This is a genomic window from Microcella sp. (assembly GCF_040286215.1).
In the GTDB taxonomy this organism is placed as follows: Bacteria; Actinomycetota; Actinomycetes; order Actinomycetales; family Microbacteriaceae; genus Microcella.
On the sequence record NZ_JAVKCK010000014.1, the window covers coordinates 1 to 21,166 of the forward strand.

The 21,166-nt window shown below is 70.6% G+C and carries 18 protein-coding genes; 12 read left to right on the forward strand and 6 right to left on the reverse strand.

The window, feature by feature from the left end; translation table 11 throughout:
• Positions 1–35: 35 nt before the first annotated feature.
• Both RJQ01_RS07295 and RJQ01_RS07300 read right to left on the reverse strand, forming a co-directional pair.
• Complete coding sequence (locus RJQ01_RS07295; RefSeq protein ID WP_350476079.1) at positions 36–281, reverse strand: hypothetical protein; 246 nt, start codon at positions 279–281, stop codon at positions 36–38.
• Between the two features lie 133 nt (positions 282–414).
• Positions 415–2,166, reverse strand: a complete 1,752-nt coding sequence (locus RJQ01_RS07300) for a DEAD/DEAH box helicase (RefSeq protein ID WP_350476080.1) — start codon at positions 2,164–2,166, stop codon at positions 415–417.
• 77 nt (positions 2,167–2,243) lie between these two features.
• On the opposite strand from RJQ01_RS07300, the gene RJQ01_RS07305 reads away from it, so the two are divergent.
• The 4 genes from RJQ01_RS07305 (at position 2,244) to RJQ01_RS07320 (ending at position 6,552) form a co-directional block, all read left to right on the forward strand.
• Positions 2,244–2,885: a SatD family protein gene (locus tag RJQ01_RS07305; protein ID WP_350476081.1), complete on the forward strand. Its 642-nt coding sequence runs from the start codon at positions 2,244–2,246 to the stop codon at positions 2,883–2,885.
• Complete coding sequence (locus RJQ01_RS07310; RefSeq protein ID WP_350476082.1) at positions 2,882–3,664, forward strand: hypothetical protein; 783 nt, start codon at positions 2,882–2,884, stop codon at positions 3,662–3,664. The genes RJQ01_RS07305 and RJQ01_RS07310 overlap by 4 nt, the downstream gene beginning before the upstream one ends.
• Before the next feature lie 63 nt (positions 3,665–3,727).
• Positions 3,728–4,978, forward strand: a complete 1,251-nt coding sequence (gene rlmN / locus RJQ01_RS07315) for a dual-specificity RNA methyltransferase RlmN (RefSeq protein ID WP_350476083.1) — start codon at positions 3,728–3,730, stop codon at positions 4,976–4,978.
• A 128-nt stretch (positions 4,979–5,106) separates the two neighbouring features.
• Complete coding sequence (locus tag RJQ01_RS07320; protein ID WP_350476084.1) at positions 5,107–6,552, forward strand: glyceraldehyde-3-phosphate dehydrogenase; 1,446 nt, start codon at positions 5,107–5,109, stop codon at positions 6,550–6,552.
• Here RJQ01_RS07320 and RJQ01_RS07325 read toward each other — a convergent pair.
• Positions 6,549–7,712: an acyl-CoA dehydrogenase family protein gene (locus RJQ01_RS07325; RefSeq protein WP_350476085.1), complete on the reverse strand. Its 1,164-nt coding sequence runs from the start codon at positions 7,710–7,712 to the stop codon at positions 6,549–6,551. The two genes, RJQ01_RS07320 and RJQ01_RS07325, sit on opposite strands and share 4 nt — an antisense overlap.
• A 69-nt stretch (positions 7,713–7,781) precedes the next feature.
• Here RJQ01_RS07325 and RJQ01_RS07330 point away from each other — a divergent pair, with 69 nt between their 5' ends.
• On the forward strand, positions 7,782–8,924 hold the full coding sequence (locus RJQ01_RS07330; RefSeq protein WP_350476086.1) for a CaiB/BaiF CoA transferase family protein: 1,143 nt from the start codon (positions 7,782–7,784) through the stop codon (positions 8,922–8,924).
• 8 nt (positions 8,925–8,932) lie between these two features.
• Here the strand turns inward: RJQ01_RS07330 and RJQ01_RS07335 are convergent, their stop codons facing one another.
• Positions 8,933–9,742 carry an EI24 domain-containing protein gene (locus tag RJQ01_RS07335; protein WP_350476087.1) on the reverse strand — a complete coding sequence of 270 codons (810 nt, stop codon included), beginning with the start codon at positions 9,740–9,742 and terminating at the stop codon, positions 8,933–8,935.
• Between the two features lie 62 nt (positions 9,743–9,804).
• Between RJQ01_RS07335 and RJQ01_RS07340 the strand changes: the two genes are divergently transcribed.
• The 3 genes from RJQ01_RS07340 to RJQ01_RS07350 all read left to right on the forward strand — a co-directional run bounded on the left by RJQ01_RS07340 (position 9,805) and on the right by RJQ01_RS07350 (position 13,284).
• On the forward strand, positions 9,805–11,001 hold the full coding sequence (locus RJQ01_RS07340) for a M20/M25/M40 family metallo-hydrolase (protein ID WP_350476088.1): 1,197 nt from the start codon (positions 9,805–9,807) through the stop codon (positions 10,999–11,001).
• Between the two features lie 157 nt (positions 11,002–11,158).
• A complete protein-coding gene (locus RJQ01_RS07345) occupies positions 11,159–12,532 on the forward strand; it encodes an NAD-dependent succinate-semialdehyde dehydrogenase (protein WP_350476089.1) in 1,374 nt (457 codons plus the stop codon).
• Positions 12,533–12,570: 38 nt separating this feature from the next.
• Positions 12,571–13,284, forward strand: coding sequence for a polyamine aminopropyltransferase (locus tag RJQ01_RS07350; RefSeq protein WP_350476090.1), 714 nt, complete (start codon positions 12,571–12,573; stop codon positions 13,282–13,284).
• Positions 13,285–13,302: 18 nt separating this feature from the next.
• Here RJQ01_RS07350 and RJQ01_RS07355 read toward each other — a convergent pair whose 3' ends face one another.
• Entirely contained in the window at positions 13,303–14,658 is a 1,356-nt protein-coding gene (locus tag RJQ01_RS07355; protein WP_350476091.1) for an FAD-binding oxidoreductase, read from the reverse strand.
• A 22-nt stretch (positions 14,659–14,680) separates the two neighbouring features.
• On the reverse strand, positions 14,681–17,185 hold the full coding sequence (locus RJQ01_RS07360) for an FAD-dependent oxidoreductase (protein ID WP_350476092.1): 2,505 nt from the start codon (positions 17,183–17,185) through the stop codon (positions 14,681–14,683).
• Between the two features lie 167 nt (positions 17,186–17,352).
• On the opposite strand from RJQ01_RS07360, the gene RJQ01_RS07365 reads away from it, so the two are divergent.
• The 4 genes from RJQ01_RS07365 to RJQ01_RS07380 all read left to right on the forward strand — a co-directional run bounded on the left by RJQ01_RS07365 (position 17,353) and on the right by RJQ01_RS07380 (position 21,121).
• Positions 17,353–18,783 carry a flavin-containing monooxygenase gene (locus RJQ01_RS07365; protein WP_350476093.1) on the forward strand — a complete coding sequence of 477 codons (1,431 nt, stop codon included), beginning with the start codon at positions 17,353–17,355 and terminating at the stop codon, positions 18,781–18,783.
• Entirely contained in the window at positions 18,780–19,745 is a 966-nt protein-coding gene (locus RJQ01_RS07370) for a bile acid:sodium symporter family protein (protein WP_350476094.1), read from the forward strand. The genes RJQ01_RS07365 and RJQ01_RS07370 overlap by 4 nt, the downstream gene beginning before the upstream one ends.
• Positions 19,742–20,701: an SDR family oxidoreductase gene (locus RJQ01_RS07375; protein WP_350476095.1), complete on the forward strand. Its 960-nt coding sequence runs from the start codon at positions 19,742–19,744 to the stop codon at positions 20,699–20,701. Before RJQ01_RS07370 ends, RJQ01_RS07375 begins: the two co-directional genes overlap by 4 nt.
• 126 nt (positions 20,702–20,827) lie before the next feature.
• Entirely contained in the window at positions 20,828–21,121 is a 294-nt protein-coding gene (locus RJQ01_RS07380; RefSeq protein ID WP_350476096.1) for a Fe-S cluster assembly protein HesB, read from the forward strand.
• The last annotated feature ends 45 nt before the right edge of the window (positions 21,122–21,166 follow it).

The window sequence follows — 21,166 nt, forward strand, 5'->3', positions numbered from 1 at the left end:
CCGTGAGCCCCCTCGTGGCACGGCCGCCCCGGTCGTCAGCCGCGCAGCTCGCGTTCGAACGACGATTGCGCCTCACTGATGGTGTCGAAAGAGCCCAGTTCGGCGCCGCGGCAGCTGACGAGTCGATAGCGCTGACCGGCGTCGCGCTCGATGATGGCGGCAGGCTCCTCGCCGCAGTACCCGACGAGTACGAGAGCCGGCGTGTGCGGCACGACCGTCCAGCGGACGAGGGGAGTGCGCGAGGTCGTCGTCGACCCGCGCTTCTCGCTGACAACGGCCACAGTGCTTCCCCCTCACTGCGCGGCACCCACCCGCCGCGCGATGGAACGATGTGCTGCCACAGTAGTGCCCCCCGAACGGGGGTAGAAGGCCCTTGACGCGCGGCGAGCGACGCAGTACGCGCTGAGCACTGCCTCAGTCGGCGCGGGTCGCGCGCTGGGTGCGCGGCTTACGGGGACCCCGGTCAGGCTTGAGCTCGATGAGGCGCCCGCTGATGCGCGTCGCCTCGAGCTTCTTGAGCGTCGCGGGCGGCATCGAGGCGGGCAGCTCGACGACGGAGAAGTCGAGCTTGATGTCGATCGCCCCGAAGTCCTCGCGGCTCAAGCCGCCCTCGTTGGCGAGCGCGCCGACGATCTGGCGAGGCTCCACCCGATGGCGTCGGCCGACCTCGATGCGATAGGGCGCGAGGGCGGGGCCGTTGCCGCGGCGCGGAGGTCGCTCGCCGCGGTCGGCGCGCTCGGCGCGATCAGCATGGTGGGAACGGGCATCCCGATCATCGCGGTCCCTGCGCGGCGGGCGCAGGTCGTCCTCGGTGAGCAACAGGGAGGTGCCGCCCTGCGCGACGACCGCGAGCGCGGCGGCCACGTCGGCCTCCGGCACGTCGTGGTGCTCGACGTAGTGGCCGATGATGTCGCGGAAGACGCTCATGAGCTCGCCGTTCGACAGGGCCTCGGTGATCGCCTCGTCGAAGCGGGCGAGGCGCGTGGCGTTGACGTCGTCGACGGTCGGCAGCTGCATCTGGGTGAGCGGCTGGCGCGTGGCGCGCTCGATCGCGTCGAGCAGGCGGCGCTCGCGCGGCGTGACGAAGCTGATCGCCGCGCCGCTGCGGCCGGCGCGGCCGGTGCGGCCGATGCGGTGCACGTACGAATCGGTATCGGTGGGACTGTCGAAGTTGACGACGTGGCTGATGCGCTCGACGTCGAGGCCGCGCGCGGCGACATCGGTGGCGACGAGGATGTCGAGGGTGCCCGCCTTGAGCTGCTCGACGGTGCGCTCACGCTGAACCTGCTGCACGTCGCCGTTGATCGCCTGCGCCGAGTAACCGCGCGCGCGCAGCTTCTCGGCGAGCGTCTCGGTCTCGTTCTTCGTACGGACGAAGATGATCATCCCCTCGAAGTTCTCAACCTCGAGAATGCGCGTGAGGGCGTCGACCTTCTGCTGATAGGAGACCACGAGGTAGCGCTGGCTGGTGTTCGCCGAGGTCGTCGTCTTGGTCTTGACGGTGATCTCGTGCGGATCGGTCAGGTGCTGCTGCGAGATGCGGCGGATCGCGGCGGGCATCGTCGCCGAGAACAGGGCGACCTGCTTGTCGTCGGGCGTGTCGGCGAGGATCGTCTCGACGTCCTCCGCGAAGCCCATCTTGAGCATCTCGTCGGCTTCGTCGAGCACGAGGTACTTCAGCGCTGTGAGGTCGAGCGTGCCCTTGTCGAGGTGGTCCATGATGCGGCCCGGGGTGCCGACGACGATGTGCACGCCGCGGCGCAGGGCCGAGAGCTGTACGCCGTAGCCCTGGCCGCCGTAGACGGGCAGCACGTGCACGCCGGGCAGGTGGGCGGCGTACTTCTCGAACGCCTCGCACACCTGCAGGGCGAGCTCACGCGTGGGAGCGAGCACGAGGGCCTGCGGCGTCTTCTGCGCAAGGTCGAGGCGCGAGAGGATCGGCAGCGCGAAGGCGGCCGTCTTGCCCGTGCCGGTCTGGGCGAGGCCGACGACGTCGCGGCCGGCGAGGAGCGTGGGGATCGTGGCGGCCTGGATGGAGCTGGGATGCTCGTACCCCACGTCGCGCAGCGCGGCGAGCACGGCGTCGCTGAGGCCGAGCTCGGTGAAGGGGACGGTGGTCGGGGCGGAATCGGCCTCGGTGGTGGTGGGCGTCTCGGGAGGCGTCATACCCCTAACGGTACGCCGTGCCGTTCTTCTCGCAGAACTGCTTATATCTATGTCGGTATCACTGCTAGGCTTATGGCATGACCGGGATGCGGGTGGCTTTGCTCGTCGACATCGTCGACTCGCGCGCTCTCCACGACCGTGCTCTCGCGCAGTCCGCCATCCTCGAGGCCTTTCACGGGGCCGCGCGCGGCATCCCCGTGGAGGTTCCGCTGTGGGCGACCGTCGGCGATGAGTTCCAGGCCGTGTTCGCCACGGTCGCCGACGCCGTGCGGGCGACCGCCCTCGTGCGCCTCGCGCTGCCGGTCGAGATCGACTGCCGTTTCGGCCTGGGGGAGGGCGAGATGCGCGAGGTCGGCGAGGGCAACCGCGGCCCGATCTACGACGGCTCGGCGTGGTGGCGAGCCCGCGAGGCCCTCGACAGGGTCGAGCGCGATCAGGAGCGAACCGCCCCCTACGCCCGCACCTGGCTCATCGGGGAACAGTCTGACGCCGAGCGCGTCGGAGCCCTCACCGCTCACCTGCTGCTGCGCGATCACCTCATCGGCACGATGTCGCCGCGCGCGCGCCGTCTCGCGGCGGGCACGCTGAGCGGCGCCACCCAGAGCGAGCTCGCCGCGCGTGAGCGCATCAGCCAATCGGCGGTGTCGCAGAACCTGCGCCGATCCGGGGCAGCCGCGCTCGTCGCGGCCGATCGCGCCCTCGCCGGGGAGTCCGCATGATCGGCGCGCTGCTGCTGCTCGGGGTCGGACTCGGCGATCTCGCTCGCCGCCGAGTGCCGGGCCGCGCTCACGCCGCCGTCGGCGCGAGCGTCGCGGTCGCCGTCATCGTCGCCAGTGGTCTCGCGATCGCACTGCCCGTTGCGCTCGTCATCGGCGCCGCTCTCGTCGCCCTCACGTGGATGCTCGCCCTCCGCATCGACGACGAAGCGCGCGCCCCGTGGTGGCCGGTCGCGGTGCTGCTCGCCGCCGTCTCTCTCGCGGCCTGGGCAGGCCCGTGGCCGAGCCTGGCGAGCGTCCCGCTCGACGGCTGGGCGGCGTTCGGGCTCGACTCTACCGTCGTAGTGGTCACGGCCGCCGTGGGTGTCTCGCTCGTGACGACCGCGAATGTCGTGACGCGCGCGATCCTCGCCGCTGCGCGGGGCGGCGGCGAGGGCTCGCCGGCCCAGACCTCGGGTTGGCGACTGCGCCTGGGCCGTCGCACGATCGGCAGCATCGAGCCGCGCACAGAGGCGCCCGCCGAGTCGGCACCGAGCGCGCTGCTGGGGGGCCGCATCATTGGCCCGCTCGAGCGACTGCTCATCGTCTTCCTCGCCCTGGCGGGTGCGCCCACGCTCATCGCGGCGCTGCTCGCGGCGAAGGGCATCGTGCGGTTCCCGGAGATCTCGGCCGATCGCGGCACGGGGTCGAAGGCCGAGGAGTTCCTCATCGGCAGCCTCACGAGCTGGGGGCTCGCGGGGCTCGGCTTCCTGCTCATCGTCGCTGCGCAGAACGCCTCATAACGGGGCCCTCATCAGCTCTGCGCTTATGCACGCTTTCCGGCGCGCGCCCCGTACCCTGAAGGCATGGCTTCTGCACGGGGAATCGGCAACAACGGCGCGCCCGCGACCCCGCGCGCAGCCCGAGCTGCCGGAGAGCGGCCGCAGATCCGCCCGCAGGCGGAGGGCTGGCAGCAGAAGCTGGGCCCCGACGGCCGGCCGGCCCTGCAGTTCGCCGAGCCGAAGCGCGGCAAGCCGCCGGTTCACCTCGCCGACCTGAGCGTCACCGAGCGCGAGCAGGCCGTGATCGAGCAGGGTCTGCCGAAGTTCCGGGCGAAGCAGCTCGCGACCCACTACTTCACGCACCACACCAGCGACCCCGAGCGGATGACCGATCTGCCGGCCGCCGGCCGTGAGGAGCTGGTGGCGAGCATCCTGCCCCCGCTCCTGACGGAGGTGCGACGCCTGCGCACCGACAACGGCGACACCATCAAGTTCTTGTGGAAGCTGCACGACGGCGCCCTCGTCGAGAGCGTGCTCATGCGCTACCCGGGCCGCATCACGCTGTGCGTGTCGAGCCAGGCCGGCTGCGGCATGAACTGCCCGTTCTGCGCGACCGGCCAGGCGGGGCTGACGCGCAACATGTCGGCAGCCGAGATCGTCGACCAGGTGGTGCGCGCCAACGCGGCCATCCGAGACGGCGAGCTCGGCGGCAAGAAGCGTGGCGAGACGACGCCCGAGCGCGTCAGCAACATCGTCTTCATGGGCATGGGCGAGCCGCTCGCCAACTACAAGCGCCTCATGAGCGCGGTACGCACGATGGTCGCTCCGCAGCCGACAGGCCTCGGGATGTCCGCCCGCAACGTGACCATCAGCACCGTCGGCCTCGTACCCGCGATTCGCACGCTCGCCGACGAGAAGCTGCCCGTCACGTTCGCGCTGTCGCTGCACGCGCCCGATGATGAGCTGCGCGACGAGCTGATTCCCGTCAACTCGCGCTGGAAGGTCGACGAGGCGCTGGATGCGGCCCGCGAGTACTTCGAGAAGACTGGCCGGCGCGTATCGATCGAGTACGCGCTCATCAAAGACATGAACGACCACGCCTGGCGCGCCGACCTGCTCGCCGAGAAGCTCAACGCTCGCGGGCGCGGCTGGGTGCATGTCAACCCGATTCCGCTCAACCCGACGCCCGGCTCGATCTGGACGAGCTCGGAGCCCGCCGTCATGCGCGAGTTTGTGCGCCGCATCGACGCCGCGGGCATCCCCACGACGCTGCGCGACACGCGTGGCAAGGAGATCGACGGGGCGTGCGGGCAGCTCGCCGCGGCTGACGCCTGACGAGCACCCAGCCCCTCCGCGCAGCGCTGCGGGCGAAGATTTCGCGAGACTGAAGATTCAGGATTCTTAATACGTTCACGGGGCCCGTGCGACGCCCGGCGTAACGCCGAGGTCGATAGCGTTGGCCCATGACCGACGCCGTAGTCGCCCAGCGCGAGGCCTGGAAGGCCCGCGAGACCCTCGCCGAGCAGCTCATGCCCCTCATCGGGCACCTCTACCGGGAGTACGGGGTCATCACGTCCATTCACGGTCGGCGCCTCATCAACCAGTCGCCGATCGGCGTCATCAAGGCTCACCGCTACGCGCAGCACGTCACCGGCTCGGTGCTGCCGCTCGAGCGGACGAAAGAGGTGCTGGATGCCCTGCTCACGCTCGACCCCGCACCGGCCTCGCTCGACATCGCGCGCCTCCTCAGCGACTTCGAGGAGCACGCTGGCGGCGAGGGCACGCTCGTCGACTACCTGCGAAACGTGCTCGGCCCGGCGCGCAGCGGAGACACCGTCGGCACCGATGTCGTGCTGTACGGCTTCGGCCGTATCGGGAGGCTCGTGGCGCGCATCCTCATCTCGCACGCCGGCAACGGCGCCGGCCTCCACCTCCGGGCGATCGTCGTGCGACGCGGCGGCGAGAACGATCTCATCAAGCGGGCCAGCCTGCTGCGGCGCGACTCTGTGCACGGGCCGTTCGACGGCACGATCAGTGTCGACCCGGAGGCGAACACCATTCTCGCCAACGGCACGCTCATCCAGGTCATCTACGCCGATGACCCGGGAGAGATCGACTACACCGCCTACGGCATCAGCGATGCCATCGTCGTCGACAACACGGGCCGGTGGCGCGACGAGGCCGGGCTGGCGCAGCACCTGCGCTCGACAGCCGTCGCGCGCGTGCTGCTAACGGCCCCCGGCAAGGGATCGCTGCTCAACGTCGTGCACGGCATCAACCACGAGCTGATCGGCCCCGATGACCGCATCGTCACGGCGGCGTCGTGCACGACCAACGCCATCACCCCCGTGCTCAAGGTGCTGCACGACGAGTTCGGTGTCGTGCACGGGCACGTCGAGACGGTGCACGCCTTCACCAACGATCAGAACCTCATCGACAACTTCCACCGCGGCGACCGGCGGGGGCGTTCCGCCGCGCTCAACATGGTCATCACGGAGACCGGGGCCGCCAAGGCCGTGGCCAAAGCGCTCCCCGCGCTCGACGGAAAGCTCACGGGCAACGCGATCCGCGTGCCGACCCCCGACGTGTCCATGGCGATCCTGCACCTGCGGCTCGAGCGGGCGACGACCCGCGAAGAGCTCAACGACTTCCTCCGCACGACCTCCCTGCACTCCAGCCTGCGGAAGCAGATCGACTACATCGAGTCGCCCGAGGTCGTGTCGACCGACTTCATCGGATCGCACCGCGCCGGCATCGTCGACGGCCTCGCGACCATCTGCACGGGCGATACCGCGATCGTCTACGTCTGGTACGACAACGAGTACGGCTACAGCTCCCAGGTCGTCCGCGTGCTCGAGACCATGGTCGGCACCCACCCGGCGGTGCTGCCGGAGCGTGTCGCGGTCTAGCGGAACGCGGGGATGCCGGTAATCGCGCTGCCCAGAATGAGGGTGTGCACGTCGTCGGTGCCCTCGTAGGTGCGCACCGACTCGAGATTGTTGGCGTGCCGAAGCGGCGAGTGCGCGAGCGTGATGCCGTTGCCGCCGAGCATCGCGCGAGCCTCGCGGGCGATCGCGATCGCCTCGCGGGTGTTGTTGAGCTTGCCGACCGAGATCTGGTGCGGCTGCAGCTGGCCGGCATCCTTCAGCCTGCCCAGCTGCAGAGCGAGCAGGAAGCCCTTGTCGATCTCGAGCGCCATGTCGACGAGCTTCTGCTGCGTCAGCTGGTACGCCGCCACCGGCTTGCCGAACACCTCGCGCTGCTGCACGTAGGCGAGCGCCGCGCGGTAGCTGTCGAGCGCCGCCCCCATGACGCCCCACATGATGCCGTAGCGCGCCTGGTTGAGACACGTGAAGGGGCCGCGCAGTCCTTCGGCGCCCGGGAGCTGCGCGTCGGCCGGCACCCGCACCTCGTCGAGCGCGATGTCGCACTGGATCGACGCGCGCAGGGAGAGCTTCTGCCCGATCGGCGTCGCCGTGAAGCCGGCACTGCCGGTCGGCACGATGAACCCGCGGATGCCTCCGTCGGTCTGAGCCCAGATGACGGCGATGTCGGCGATCGACGCGAGGCCGATCCAGCGCTTGCTGCCCGTGATGATCCAGTCGTCGCCCTCGCGGCGAGCGAAGGTCTGCATCGAAGCCGGGTCGCTGCCGGCATTCGGCTCGGTGAGGCCGAAGCATCCGATGATGTTTCCTGCCGCCATGGGCGGAAGCCACTGCGTCTTCTGCTCCTCCGAGCCGAAGGCGTGAAGGGCGGTCATGGCCAGCGAGCCCTGCACGGAGACGAAGGTGCGAATGCCGCTGTCGCCGGCTTCGAGCTCTGCCGCGGCGAGGCCGTACTCGACGGCGGAGCGACCACCGCCGCCGTACCCCTCCAGATGCATGCCGAGCAGGGCTGCCTCGGCCATCGGGGTGATGAGCTCGCGCGGGAACTCGCCCCGGTCGTACCACTCGGCGATCCCCGGTCGCACGTGGCTCTCCACGAACGCGCGCACGCGGTCGCGGGTGGCGCGCTCCTCCGCCGTGAGCAGCGCGTCGAACCCGACGAGGTCGAGGGGGGAGTCGGTCATGGCGGTCCTTCCTGGGGTGCTCTCATGCTGTCGCGTGACAGTGCTTTTGTCCACTTGTACAGTTGGCGCATGACGAGGCCGCTTGAGGGGATGCTCGTGGCCGACCTCAGCCGCGTGCTCGCCGGCCCGACCGCGGCCGTCATGCTCGCCGACCTGGGTGCGCGCGTGGTGAAGGTCGAGCGACCCGGCGCGGGCGACGAGACGCGAGGGTGGGGGCCGCCATGGGCGGGATCATCGAGCTCCTACTTCGAGGCGGCCAATCGCTCCAAGCAGTCGATCGCGCTTGATTTCGCCGACGACGGCGACCGTGCGCTCGCGCGTCGGCTGGTGGATCGCGCCGACATCGTGATCGAGAACTACCGCACCGGCGCGCTACGGCGCTTCGGCCTCGACGCCGCGAGCGTGCTCGCCCGCAACCCCGGCGTCGTCTACTGCTCCATCACGGGGTTCGGCTCGCGGGGCGAGGGTGCGACGATGCCGGGCTACGACTTTCTCGTGCAGGCCGTCGGCGGGCTCATGAGCATCACCGGCGACCCCGGAGGCGAGCCCCGCAAGGTCGGAGTGGCGATGGTCGACCTTCTCGCGGCGAAGGACGCCGTCATGGCTGTGCTGGCGGCGCTGCTGCATCGCGCGCGCACCGGCTCGGGCCAGCACGTCGAAGTCGCCCTGCTCTCGAGCCTCATCGCCTCCCTCGCCAACCAGGCGAGCGGGTATCTCGCGACCGGCCACGTGCCGCACGCGATGGGCAACCGGCATCCCTCCATCGCACCCTACGAAACGCTGCGCTGCCGCGACGGGATGCTCGCCGTCGCGGTCGGCAACGACCAGCAGTTCGCGGCCCTGTGCCGTGTGCTGGGCGATGCTGAGCTCGCGGGCGCCCCGGGTTTCGCCACCAACGCAGGGCGCGTCGCGAACCGCGACGCGCTGCAGGTACGTCTGGAAAGGCTGCTCGCCGCCGACGACGCGGCCGCCTGGGCTCGGCGCATGCTCGCCGCGGGCGTCCCCGCGGGCACGGTCAACGGCATCGACGAGGCGCTCAGCCTCGCGCGCAGGCTCGGGCTCGACCCGACCGTGCCGGTAGGCCCAGGGCATCCGGACCAGTGGACGCACCCGGTGCGCTACTCCGCCTTCGCGCCCGTGCCGCCCAGTGCACCACCCGCGCTCGATGAGCACGGCGACGAGGTGCGCCGCTGGCTGACCACCGACGCCTGAGAAGACCCTCAGGAGTCAGCGGTCGGTACGGAGGGCGCGCGCTCCGTGCGGGCGAGAGCGTCGCGCGCGAGCAGGGTCGCCCCGACGACCGCGGCCGGCATCACGACGATCGCGCCGCCCGGCACGAGGTAGAGCAGCTGCGTCGCGACGCCGAAGCCGAGCGCGCGCGCCCGTGAGCCCCGGATGAGCCGCGCGCGCGCAGCCCCGTCGATGCCGCGCGCCTCGAGCGGGCGCGTCGTGAGCTCGCGCTGGATGAGGTGGCCGCCCAGGAGCACGCCCGTCACCGGGCCCGCGACGGCGCCGACGACCGGCAGGAGCCCCGCGAGGAACGTCAGCAGGCCGTAGCCGATCGCCCGCAGCACGAGCAGGATGCCGCCGCCGAAGGATCGCCAGAACGTCAGCGGTGTCGGCGCGAAGCCACCGAGGTCTTCCTCGGTGCGGCGCCACACCCGCTCGTAGAACGGGTCGCCGATGAGCAGCGTGAGTGCCGTAAACGTGTAGACCGCGGCGATGATGACCCCGGCGACGAGCAGGATCGCGACGACGGCGCGCAGCGCGTCGCGCCAGCCGGCCTCCCACCCGTCGGCGAAGCCGGTGAGCACCGCGGAGAGCTCCTGGGCGTTCAGCCCCATGACGACGAGCACGGTCACGATGATCGCCGCAGAGATTCCCGCGGGGAGCATCCCGAATAGCATGAGGCCGGGCCGCCGCCGCCACGTCGCGAAGCCGCGGAAGACGAGCGCGGCCCCGTCGAGGAACTCGCGCACGATGCTTCGGGCACGGGATGCTCTGCGCACGCCGCCCGCCCGTCTCGCCATGCCCCCAGCGTAGAGGCGTCGATCTGCTCGGGCACGCGCCGATGCCGTCTACGCTGGCTCGCGTGACGCACCCGCCCGCAGACCCCCGCAGCACCCCCGAGGTGCTGGCCGTGCTCGCCGAGCTCATCGCGATCGACTCGGTCAACAGCGACCTCGTGCCGGGCGGCGCGGGGGAGTCGGCGATCGCCGACTGGTGCGCCGCGTGGTTGGGCGAGCGCGGATTCGAGGTGGCGCGCCTCGAGGGCCGCGCCGGGCATCCTTCCCTCGTCGCGATCGCGCGCGGCGCCGGGGGTGGTGCGACGCTGCTGCTCAACGGCCACCTCGACACGGTCGGCGTGGCCGGGTACGACGGCTACCCGTTCTCGGGCGCGATCGAGACCGTCGACGGCATCGAGCGGGTCGTCGGGCGCGGAGCCTTCGACACCAAGAGCGGCGTGGCGGCCGTCATGGTCGCGGCGGCGCGCGTTCACGCCCCGCGCGAGCTGCGCGGGGATATCTTGCTCACGCTTGTCGCCGACGAGGAGTTCGGCAGCACCGGGACGGTCGAGGCTCTCGCCCACCTCGCCGGGACGGGCGTGCGGCCGGATGCGGGCATCGTCGTCGAGCCCTCCGCGCTCGAGCTCACGGTCGCGCACCGCGGATTCGCGTGGTTCGAGGTGGAGTTCGCCGGGGTCGCCGCCCACGGCTCGATGCCCGAGCAGGGGGTCGACGCGATCGCCGCGGCCGGCGTCTTCCTGCGCGGGCTCGACGGCCTGCGCACGCGGCTCGAGAGCACGCCGCCGCACCCGCTCCTCGGCCACGGCACGGTACGCGTCTCCACGATCGCCGGCGGCACCGACGCCGCGACCGTCGCCGACCGCTGCGTGCTCACCGTGGAGCGGCGCACGCTGCCCGACGAGGACCTCGACGTGGTCGAGGAAGACCTGAGGGCTCTTGTCGCCGACTCGGTCGCCGCGGTGCCCGGCGCGGTGGGAGCGGTGCGCCGTCACGTTGCTCGCGCCGCGTTCGCCACCGAGCCGCAATCCACGATCGTCGCCACGGTGGCCGAACACGTCGAGCGCGTGCTGGGCCGGCCGGCGGCGACGCGGGGGGAGCCCTTCTGGACGGATGCTCGTCTCGTGCAGGAGGCGGGCATCCCGTGCGTCGTGATCGGTGCCGACGGCGGGGGAGCGCATGCCGACCTCGAGTGGGCCGATGCCGCCTCCGTCGTCGCCCTCGCCGACATCGTGGCGGGGACGATCCGGCAGACCTGCCGCTGAATCCCGGTCGTCGGAGCAGTCCTCAGCGGATGCTGAGCCCGTCGGCTTCCGGTGCGCGGCACCCGAGCCCTAGGCTGTTGCCCAGTCGTGCATCGCCGCCACCGTCGCGCCCATCGGCGCGACTCGAGGTGCACCGAGCGAACTGTTGAGGAGCCTCATGAGCAAGTACGCAGTCGTCAACCCCGCGACCGGGGAGACGCTCTCCACGTATCCGACCGCGAGCGACGCGGACGTCGCCGCGGCCATCGACAGCGCTGCCGCGGCGTACCGCCAGTGGGCGCGCACGACGACACCGGATGACCGTTCCGCCCTCATCACGAAGGTGGCCGAGCTGCACCGCGAGCGCCGGCAGCAGCTCGCCGAGATCATTGTGCGCGAGATGGGCAAGCCGATCGGCGATGCCCTCGGCGAGGTCGACTTCGCAGCAGACATCTTCCAGTACTACGCCGACCACGGCCCCGAGCTGCTCGAGGACGAGCCGATCGATCTCGCCGAGGGCAGCGAGGGCTCGGCGGTCATTCGCAAGAGCCCCATGGGCGTTCTTCTCGGCATCATGCCCTGGAACTTCCCGTACTACCAGGTCGCGCGATTCGCCGGCCCGAATCTGATGCTCGGCAACACGATCCTGCTCAAGCACGCCGCGCAATGCCCCGAGTCGGCCGCGGCGATTGGTCAGATCTTCGTCGATGCGGGCTTCCCGGCGGGCGCTTACACGAACCTCTACGCGACGAACGAGCAGATCGCTGACATCATCGCCGACCCCCGCGTGCAGGGTGTGTCGCTCACGGGGTCCGAGCGCGCCGGCGCCGCGGTCGCCGAGCAGGCGGGGCGTCACCTCAAGAAGGTCGTGCTCGAGCTCGGTGGCAGCGACCCCTTCATCGTGCTGAGCACCGACGACTTGGACGCGACGGTGCAGATGGCGGTCGACGCTCGCCTCGACAACAGCGGCCAGTCGTGCAACGGGGCGAAGCGCTTCATCATCGTCGACGAGCTCTACGACGCGTTCCTCGAGAAGTTCACGGCGGCCATGGCGGAGGTCAGCCCGAGCGACCCCATGGGCGAGGGCAGCGGACCCGTGGGTGCCCTCTCATCGGCGACGGCGGCGGAGACCCTGGAGAGCCAGGTGGCGCGTGCGGTCGACGGCGGTGCGACGATCGTCACGGGGGGCACGCGCGAGGGCACGTTCTTCACGCCGACCGTGCTCACGGGAGTGGCCCCGGGCAACGAGGTGTTCTACGAGGAGTTCTTCGGGCCGGTCGCACAGGTTTTCCGCGTGGCGGACGAGGATGCGGCGGTGGAGCTTGCCAACGACACGCCTTTCGGCCTGGGTTCGTACGTCTTCACGACCGACCCGCAGCAGGCGGCGAGGGTGGCCGACCGCATCGAAGCGGGCATGGTTTACGTCAACTGCGTGCTCGCCGACAGCCCGGAGCTGCCGTTCGGCGGCGTCAAGCGATCCGGCTCCGGGCGGGAGCTGGGCACGCTCGGCATCGATGAATTCGTCAACAAGAAGATGATCCGCATCGCCTGATCCGCGCCGCATGCCGCTCGCCTCCTAGGCTGGGCGGCATGCTGCGTTTCGAGGAGCTCGCCTATGCGTCCACGCCCATGGGCGAGCTCACCCTGCGCCGTCGCCACGTCGCGGCGGTCGACGCGGACGTCTACGAGGTCAAGCTTGGCGAGGAGTTCCTCATGTCAAGCCTCTTCACGGTCGCGGAGGAGGAGCTCGCCCGGCTGGGCCTTTCCGCCGTCGAGGCTGCAGGTCCACTCGACGTCGTCGTGGGGGGTCTCGGTCTCGGGTACACGGCGGTCACCGCGCTCGCCGACGATCGCCTCGGCTCGCTGACGGTCGTGGATGCCCTGCCCGAGGTGATCCGCTGGCACCAGCAGGGCCTGCTGCCGGTAAGCGGGTCGCTCGTGGGCGATGCGCGCACCCGGCTCGTGCACGCCGACTTCTTCGCCCTCATGCGCGACGCGCCCGGCGCGCACGCCGACGTTCCGGCAGAGCTCCACGCCATTCTGCTCGACGTGGACCACACGCCGACCTTCACGCTCGACGCGAGTCACGCCGATCTCTATTCCGAGGTGGGCATGCGGCGGCTCGCGCGCCACCTGGGGCCCGGCGGCGTCTTCGCCCTGTGGTCGGACGACCCCCCTGAAGAGCCATTCCTCGCGGTGCTGGGCGAGGTCTTCGACGTGGTGGAGGGCCACACGGTGCAGTTCGCCAACCCGCTCACCGAGGGCATGTCGCGCAACGGAGTCTATGTCGCCAGGCGCAGCTAGCGGCGTACGGCCACGGTGTCAGTAGACCTTTCCCGGGTTCATGATGCCGAGCGGGTCGAAGACCGCCTTGATGCGGCGCTGAAGGTCGAGCTGCGGGGCGCCGAGCTCCTCCTCGAGCCAGCGCCGCTTGAGCGTGCCGACGCCGTGCTCGCCCGTGAGGGTGCCGCCGAGGGCGAGCGCGGCACGGAACATCTCTCCCGCGGCCTCCCAGATCACGGCGGGCACGGTGTCGCCGGAGTAGATGAGGTTGGGGTGCAGATTGCCGTCGCCCGCGTGTGCGACGGTGGGGATCTCGAGTCCGAAGCGCTCCTCGATCGCGCGGATCTCGGCGACCATCGCCGGCAGTGCGGAGCGCGGCACAGCGATGTCCTCGATGAGAACCGAACCGCGTGCTGCCATGGCGGAGTGGAAGGCGCGGCGCACCGCGAGCATCCCCTCGCCCTCCTCCGCATCGAGCGACAGGGAGACATCCGCACCGAGGTCGCGCAGGATGGCCAGCGCCACCCGTGCGTCGGCCGGGGCAGATGGCCCGTCGAACTGTACGAGCAGCTGCACCGACTCCGGAGCGGGCGGCGGCAGGGCGAGGTGCTCGTGGATGGCGCTGAGCGCACGCGCATCGATGAGCTCCATCGCCGCCGGTCGCACGCGCGCGGCGGTGATCGCGGCGGCCGCGGCGGCCGCCGCGACGACGTCGACGAAGGTCGCGCTGAGGGTCGCGGGGTCTCCCGTCGGCAGCGGCAGCAGGCGCACGGTCGCCTCGACGATGATGCCGAGCGTGCCCTCGCTGCCGATCATGAGAGCCGTGAGGTCGAGACCGGTGACGCCCTTGACGGTGCGGTGCCCGAGCTGCAGCAGCGACCCGTCGGCGAGAACGACCGTCAGGCCGAGCACGGCTTCGCGCGTGACACCGTACTTGGCGCACAGCAGTCCGCCAGCATTCGTGGCGATGTTGCCGCCGATGGTGGAGATGGCCTTGCTCGCCGGGTCGGGCGCGAAGAACAGCCCGTGCGGCTCGACGGCGCGCCCCAGTTCGGCGTTGAGAACCCCGGCCTGGACGACGGCGAGCTGGTCGGCGGCGTTGACCTCGAGGATGCCCGTGAGCTGCGTCGTGCTGACGACGATCTGCCCCGCCGACGCCATCGCGCCGCCGGTGAGCCCCGTACCCGCACCGCGCGGCACGACGGGCAGGCGGTGCGCGTGCGCGAAGCGCAGAGCGGTCTGCACGTCGCCGACCGTGCGGGCTTCGACGATCGCGAGAGGGGCGGATCCGCTGCGCTGCCCGGAGTAGTCGCTGCGCGCCGCGTCGAGGGCGGCCGGGTCGGTGACGACGGCGTCGCCGAGTTCGGCACGCAGCAGCGCGGGCAGTTCGGCCATGTGCCGATGGTAGGCGACGACTCTAGATGAACAGTGTCGTCGTCGACTCCGACGCCTCGCCGAGGAAGGTGGCTACGCCGCCGAGCTCGACGCCGTCGATCAGGTCGCTGTGGGCGATGCCGAGCAGATCCATCGTCATCGTGCAGCCGATCAGTCGCGCACCGCCGGCCTGCGCCGAGGCGATGAGCTCCGGGAGGCTCGGCACGTTGTGCTGCTTCATGACGTTCTTGATCATGACCGGGCCCATGCCAGCCATGTTCATGGTCGAGAGCGGCAGGTGGTTCGCGCTCGAGGGCATCATCATGCCGAACATCCGGTCCATCATCGTCTTCTGGCGCTTCGGCGGCTGCTCGTGACGCAGCGCGTTGAGCCCCCAGAAGGTGAAGAACATGGAGACCTGCTCGCCCATGGCGAGAGCTCCGTTGGCGATGATGAAGGAGGCGAGCACCTTGTCCATGTCTCCGGAGAACACGACGAAGGAGTTCTTTCCCTGGCCCGCGACGGTCGTGCCCGATGCGGGGCGCGCCGATGCCATCGCGCCGGCTCCTCCCTTGCGGATGACGGCGACGTAGCCAGGTCCTTCCGGCTCGATGGCGACGAGCTCGTGGCCGTTTCGCTTGACCCACGCGGGAGCATCCGCGGCGAAACCGGGGTCGCTCACGTGGATAGTCACCTCATCGCCCGCATCCGCGTCGCCGACGGTCTGCGCAAGCCGCATGATCGGGCCAGGGCACGCGAGCCCGCGCGCGTCGAGATCGATGGATGCGCCAACACCCGTCGGGGCGAGCGCGAACAGCGAGTGCGCTTCCGCATAGTTTTCCATCGGCGCGCGTCGCACGGGTACCTCCGCCTCGTCGAGCTCGTGCCACGCGCGGAAGGTCGTCGACCCGCCCGACAGGGTCGCGAGGTCGCTGAAGCCGCGTTGCCGCAGCGCGCGGTACGCCAGGTAGGAGCGGAACCCGACTGCGCAGTACAGCCGCAGGGGAGTCGCCGTGTCCCACTCGGCACAGACCGCGCGCACCGTGTCGAGCGGCACGTTCTCCGCTCCCGGCAGGTGCCAGATGTCGTACTCCTCGGGGGTGCGCACGTCGATGATGCGGGCACCCTCGACCGCGGCAGGGTAGTCCTCCGCGTACCAGAGCTCGAGATCTCCGCGCACGACGTTCGCGGCGACGAATCCCGCCATGTTGATCGGGTCCTTCGCCGAGCCGAACGGTGGTGCGTACGCGAGTTCGAGTTCTTCGAGGTCGAACACGGTGAGCTGATTGCGCACCGCTGTGGCGATCACATCGATGCGCTTGTCGATGCCGTCGAACCCGGCGGCCTGACCGCCGAGCACGGTGCCAGTCTGCGGGTCGAACAGCAGCTTGAGGTGCATCATCGCCGTGCCCGGGTAGTAGCCGGCGTGCCCGGAGGGGTGCACGTGGACGGCCCGATGAGGCACGCCGGCCGCGAGCAGTTGCCGCTGAGTCGCGCCGGTTCCACCCGCGACCATGTCGAAGACCTTCACGATCGACGTGCCCTGGGTCGAGCGGTACTCGGTGGTGCGACCGCAGATGTTCTCGGCAGCGACGCGGGCCTGCCGGTTGGCCGGCCCCGCGAGTGGGGCGAGCCAGGAACCCGGGATCACCGTGTTGGCGGTCTCCACGACGTCGCCCGCTGCCCAGATGCTCGGGTCGGAGGTGCGCATGTGGGTGTCGACGACAATGCCGCCGTGGGCGCCGATCTCGAGGCCCGCCTCTCGGGCGAGCTGCGCGTTCGGGCGCACCCCCGCTGACAGGATGACCAGGTCGGCGCGCAGCACGGCGTGGTTGGTCAGTTCGATGTCGACGCCGGTCGCCGACTCCCGAAGTGCCGCCGCGCCCGTCTCGAGGTGCACGGCCACTCCTCGGCTACGCAGGTGCGTCTCGACGGGCACCGCGAGCTCGTGGTCAATCGGGGGCAGGATCTGGTCGGCGAGTTCCACGACATCGACCTCCGCCCCACGGTGCCGCAGATTCTCGGCCATCTCGAGCCCGATGTACCCGGCTCCGATGACCACCGTACGCACGGGTGCGCGGCGACCGGCGGCAGCCTCGGCGAGGAGCGCGTCCAGGTGATCCTTGATCTGGTCCATGTCGCCCATGCGGCGCAGAACGTGCACGCCGGGCAGGTCGATGCCAACGATTGGGGGCCGCACGGCCTCGGCCCCGGGGCAGAGGGCGAGCGCATCGTACGACTCGGTGTACTCCCGGCCGTCGTCGACCGAGCGCACCGTGACCACCCGGGCCGCGCGGTCGATCGCGATCACCTCACTGCCGATGCGCACGTCGAGGTCGAGGGCCTCCCGCAGGCTCTGCGGTGTCTGCACGAGAAGCCGGCTGCGATCGGTGATGACACCGCCGATGTGATACGGCAGGCCGCAGTTCGCGAAAGAGACATGGTGACCCCGTTCAAGGACGACGATCTCGGCGAACTCGTCGAGGCGGCGGGCACGGGCGGCGAGGGATGCTCCGGCGGCGACTCCGCCGACGATGACTAGCTTCACTGCGGTTCTCCTGACGGTTGTCCTGCGCTCAGGCTAGGAAGGCAGGGCAGCGACGACCAGAGCCGAAAGACCCCCTTGCCGCGCTGCGGTTCGAGGCCGCTGGCGCACCGCGCCGCTGGCATACTGGCCCGGTGTGGCATCGAGGCCGCCGGGTCAGGAGGCAGGCAGTGAGGCGGGCAGAGAGGCCGGAGCACTCTCACCGGCAGCGGTGGGCGATCATCGGCGCAGGCCCTTCGGGGCTCGCGGCGACGCGCACGCTCACGGCGCGCGGTCTCGACGTGGACGTCTACGAGTCGGCGGGCGACGTCGGCGGGCTCTGGAACATCGACAATCCGCGCAGCACAGTCTACGACTCGGCGCACCTCATCTCGTCGCGCACGACGACGCAGTTCGCCGAGTTCCCCATGCCGCCCGGCACACCCGACTACCCCGGCCACCGCGCCCTGCGGCGCTACTTCGGCGACTACGCCGATCGCTTCGGGCTGCGCGAGCGCATCCGGTTCGACACGACGGTCACCCGGGTCGAGCCGCTGGCCGACGTGGGCAGTGATGCCGCACCGCGGTGGCGCGTCGCGTTCCGGCCGAGCGGGGTCGACGACGATCGGGCCACGCGCGCGGAGGTCTACGACGGCGTGATTCTTGCCAACGGCACGCTCGCCGAGCCCTCCGTGCCCGAGCTGCCGGGCAGCTTCGACGGCCGCGTTCTGCACACCCGCGACTATCGGGAGGCGAGCGCGCTCGCGGGTGAGCGGGTGCTCATCGTCGGTGCCGGCAACAGCGGTTGCGACATCGCTGTCGATGCGGTGCACACGGCGGCGAGCGTCGACATGAGCGTGCGCCGCGGCTACTACTTCGTGCCGAAGTACCTGTTCGGCAAGCCAGCGGACACGCTGAACGAGGGTCGTCCGCTGCCTCGCCCGCTCAAGCAGTTCCTCGACGCGCGCCTCCTGCGGCTGTTCACGGGGGATCCCGTTCGGTTCGGCTTCCCCGCCGCGGACTACAAGATCTACGAGTCGCACCCGATCGTGAACACGCTCGTGCTGCACCACGCGGGGCAGGGCGACGTGCGCATTCGCCCCGGCCTGCTCAGCGTCGACGGCGACACGGTCACGTTCACCGACGGCTCGACGGGGCAGTACGACGTGATCCTGCTCGCCACCGGCTACCGGCTCGACTACCCGTTCATCGATCGCGAGCACCTCAACTGGCAGGGCATGGCGCCGCGGCTGTTCCTCAACATCTTCGAGCCGTCCTTCCGCGGGGTGTACGTCATGGGCATGATCGAGGCGAGCGGCATCGGCTGGCAGGGCCGCTTCGAGCAGGCCGAGCTGCTCGCCGACTACCTCGCGGCGCCGGTCGAGGCGCAGGCGGCGTTCCGAGCCCGAGTGCAGAACCGGCCGTGGCCTGACCTCACCGCCGGCTACCGCTACCTCGCGCTCGAGCGCATGTCGTACTACGTCAACAAGCACGCGTACCGGCGCGAGGTGCGGCGCCACCGAGACCGCTTGGGGCGGGATGCTCGACGAGCGCTGCCCGTCATGACCCACCTGCCCGCCACCGACCCCCCTGAGCCGCACGAGACCGGAGCACGCGCATGAGCATCGACGAGGTCGCCCTCAACTTCACCCCCACGAGCCTGCTGTTGCTCGACATCGTGCTCGCACTCATCATGTTCGGCATTGCCCTGGGCGTGAGCTACCACGACTTCGCGGTCGTCCTGCGCAGCCCGCGAGCCATGGCCGTGGCGATCGCCGCGCAGTTCCTCCTGCTGCCCGCTCTCACCTTCCTGCTCACCCTGGCGCTGCAGGTGCAGGCCTCGATCGCGCTCGGGCTCATCCTCGTCGCGTGCTGCCCGCCCGGCAACATCTCGCAAGTGCTCACCCACCAGGCGCGCGGCAACGTGGCCCTGTCGGTCTCGATGACCGCCGTGGGCAACGCGCTCGCGATCGTGCTCCTGCCGCTGAACTTCGCGCTGTGGGGCGGCCTGCACCCCACGGGCAGCGAAATCCTCCGCACCGTGCAGCTCGACCCCGTCGAGATGCTCCTCAAGATCCTCCTCATCATCGCGCTGCCGTTCACCCTCGGCCTTTTGATCGGCAACCGCTGGCCGAAGCCGGTCGCACGCGTGCAGCCGTGGGTACGCGGTGTCAGCCTCCTCGCTCTGGTCGCCTTCATCGTCATCGCGCTCGCCGGCAACTGGCAGTTCTTCATCGCCTTCATCGGCGTCATCCTGCTCGCGGTGTTCCTCCACGAAGCGATCGCCCTCTCGCTCGGGTGGGGCCTCGCGCGCGTGAGCGGTCTCGCCTCGCCGGAACGCCGGGCGATGGCCTTCGAGGTGGGCATCCGCAACGCCGGTCTCGGTCTCGGGCTCACCTTCGCGTTCTTCGACGGCCTCGGCGGCATGGCCATCGTCGCCGGCTGGTGGGGCATCTGGGATATCGTCGCTGGCCTCATTCTGGCGACCCTCTGGGCGCGCCATTCCCGCCGCCGCGAGACCCGTGCCGCCGCGAGCGGGGCCGGGGGAGGGGCCTCGCACAGCGGTCCAGCGGCGTCCTCGTGAGTTCCGCGCTGCGGCGCGTCTATGTCACGGGCGGCTCGGGGTTCCTCGGCACCGCCGTGGTGGCGCGTCTCGCGCGGAGCCCGCACGTCGAGCATCTCGTGAGCGGCGATGTCGTGGCGCCGCGCGCTCCGCTCGACGGCGTCGTTCACGAGCTCGCCGATGTGACGCAGGAGCAGCTGCTGCGCGAGGCCTTCGTGCGCCACCGCATCGACACCGTCGTGCATCTCGCCTCCATCGTGAACCCGGGTCGCGACCTGAGCCGCGATGACGAGTGGCGCATCGACGTCGGGGGCGCCCGCGCCGTGCTCGCGGCGTGCCTTTCCGCCGGCGTGAGGCGGCTCGTGGTCTCCTCCTCCGGGGCGGCGTACGGCTACCACCCGGATAACCCTGCGTGGCTCACGGAGGACGATCCCGTGCGGGGAAACCCCGAGTTCTCGTACTCCGATCACAAGCGGCAGGTGGAGGAGCTTCTCGCCTCTGCCCGCGCGGAGCATCCCGAGCTGCAGCAGGTGGTCTTCCGCATCGGCACGATCCTCGGCGAGACGGTGCGCAACCCGATCACGGCCCTGTTCGAGCGCCGTCGTCCGCTCGTCGTGCGCGGCAGCGACAGCCCCTTCGTGTTCATCTGGGACGAAGACGTCGCGGCGGCCATGGAGCACGCTGTCACCGGCGACAGCACGGGAGTCGTCAACCTCGCCGGTGAGGGGGCCGTGACGGTGCCCGAGCTCGCGCGTCTCATGGGCAAACGCACCCTCACCGTGCCGGCGAGCGTCCTGGCGCTCGCCCTGCGTATCGGGCGAGCTCTGCACCTCACGCCCCACGGGCCCGAGCGTGTCGGGTTCCTGCGCTACCGACCGGTGCTCGACACGCGGAGGTTGCGTGAGGAGTTCGGCTTCACGCCGGGCAAGACCTCCCGGGAGGCCTTTCTCGCGTGGTGGGCGACACGCGCGGGCTGACCGCAGAGTCCACTCAGCATCACGTGGGAGGCGCCTGGGAGAACTGCCCCCACGGTTGACCCGGGGCTGCGCTCTCGGAAGCGTGGCTGGCTGTCCATCCGTTTCAACGGGAAAGGATCCCGCCGCATGCTTACTCTTACCCCCACCGCCAGCACCGTCATCGAGAACCTCGTCTCCCGTGAGGCCGACCCGCAGACCGCCGGTCTGCGCATCGACAGCGGCGGTCCGCAGTCGACCGAGTTCGCTGTCGCCGTGGCGCCCGAGCCGCAGCCCGGCGACCAGGTCGTCGAGGCCGGAGCAGCGCGCGTCTTCCTCGAGTCGAACGCCTCCGTCGCGCTCGACGAGAAGGTGCTCGACGCGCAGGTCAGCGACGAGGGCGCCGTGCGCTTCGCGATCGGCGACCAGGCCCCCGCCGAGTAGCTGACCCCGCACCTCCGCGAGCTGTGCTCGCACCCGACGGCCCCG

What these genes read in the sequence shown, in the direction of transcription:
- RJQ01_RS07300 (WP_350476080.1), bottom strand. Translation starts at nt 2,166, where the DNA reads ATGACGCCTCCCGAGACGCCCACCACCACCGAGGCCGATTCCGCCCCG.
- RJQ01_RS07305 (WP_350476081.1), top strand. Translation starts at nt 2,244, where the DNA reads ATGACCGGGATGCGGGTGGCTTTGCTCGTCGACATCGTCGACTCGCGC.
- RJQ01_RS07310 (WP_350476082.1), top strand. Translation starts at nt 2,882, where the DNA reads ATGATCGGCGCGCTGCTGCTGCTCGGGGTCGGACTCGGCGATCTCGCT.
- rlmN (WP_350476083.1), top strand. Translation starts at nt 3,728, where the DNA reads ATGGCTTCTGCACGGGGAATCGGCAACAACGGCGCGCCCGCGACCCCG.
- RJQ01_RS07320 (WP_350476084.1), top strand. Translation starts at nt 5,107, where the DNA reads ATGACCGACGCCGTAGTCGCCCAGCGCGAGGCCTGGAAGGCCCGCGAG.
- RJQ01_RS07325 (WP_350476085.1), bottom strand. Translation starts at nt 7,712, where the DNA reads ATGACCGACTCCCCCCTCGACCTCGTCGGGTTCGACGCGCTGCTCACG.
- RJQ01_RS07330 (WP_350476086.1), top strand. Translation starts at nt 7,782, where the DNA reads ATGACGAGGCCGCTTGAGGGGATGCTCGTGGCCGACCTCAGCCGCGTG.
- RJQ01_RS07335 (WP_350476087.1), bottom strand. Translation starts at nt 9,742, where the DNA reads ATGGCGAGACGGGCGGGCGGCGTGCGCAGAGCATCCCGTGCCCGAAGC.
- RJQ01_RS07345 (WP_350476089.1), top strand. Translation starts at nt 11,159, where the DNA reads ATGAGCAAGTACGCAGTCGTCAACCCCGCGACCGGGGAGACGCTCTCC.
- RJQ01_RS07350 (WP_350476090.1), top strand. Translation starts at nt 12,571, where the DNA reads ATGCTGCGTTTCGAGGAGCTCGCCTATGCGTCCACGCCCATGGGCGAG.
- RJQ01_RS07355 (WP_350476091.1), bottom strand. Translation starts at nt 14,658, where the DNA reads ATGGCCGAACTGCCCGCGCTGCTGCGTGCCGAACTCGGCGACGCCGTC.
- RJQ01_RS07370 (WP_350476094.1), top strand. Translation starts at nt 18,780, where the DNA reads ATGAGCATCGACGAGGTCGCCCTCAACTTCACCCCCACGAGCCTGCTG.
- RJQ01_RS07380 (WP_350476096.1), top strand. Translation starts at nt 20,828, where the DNA reads ATGCTTACTCTTACCCCCACCGCCAGCACCGTCATCGAGAACCTCGTC.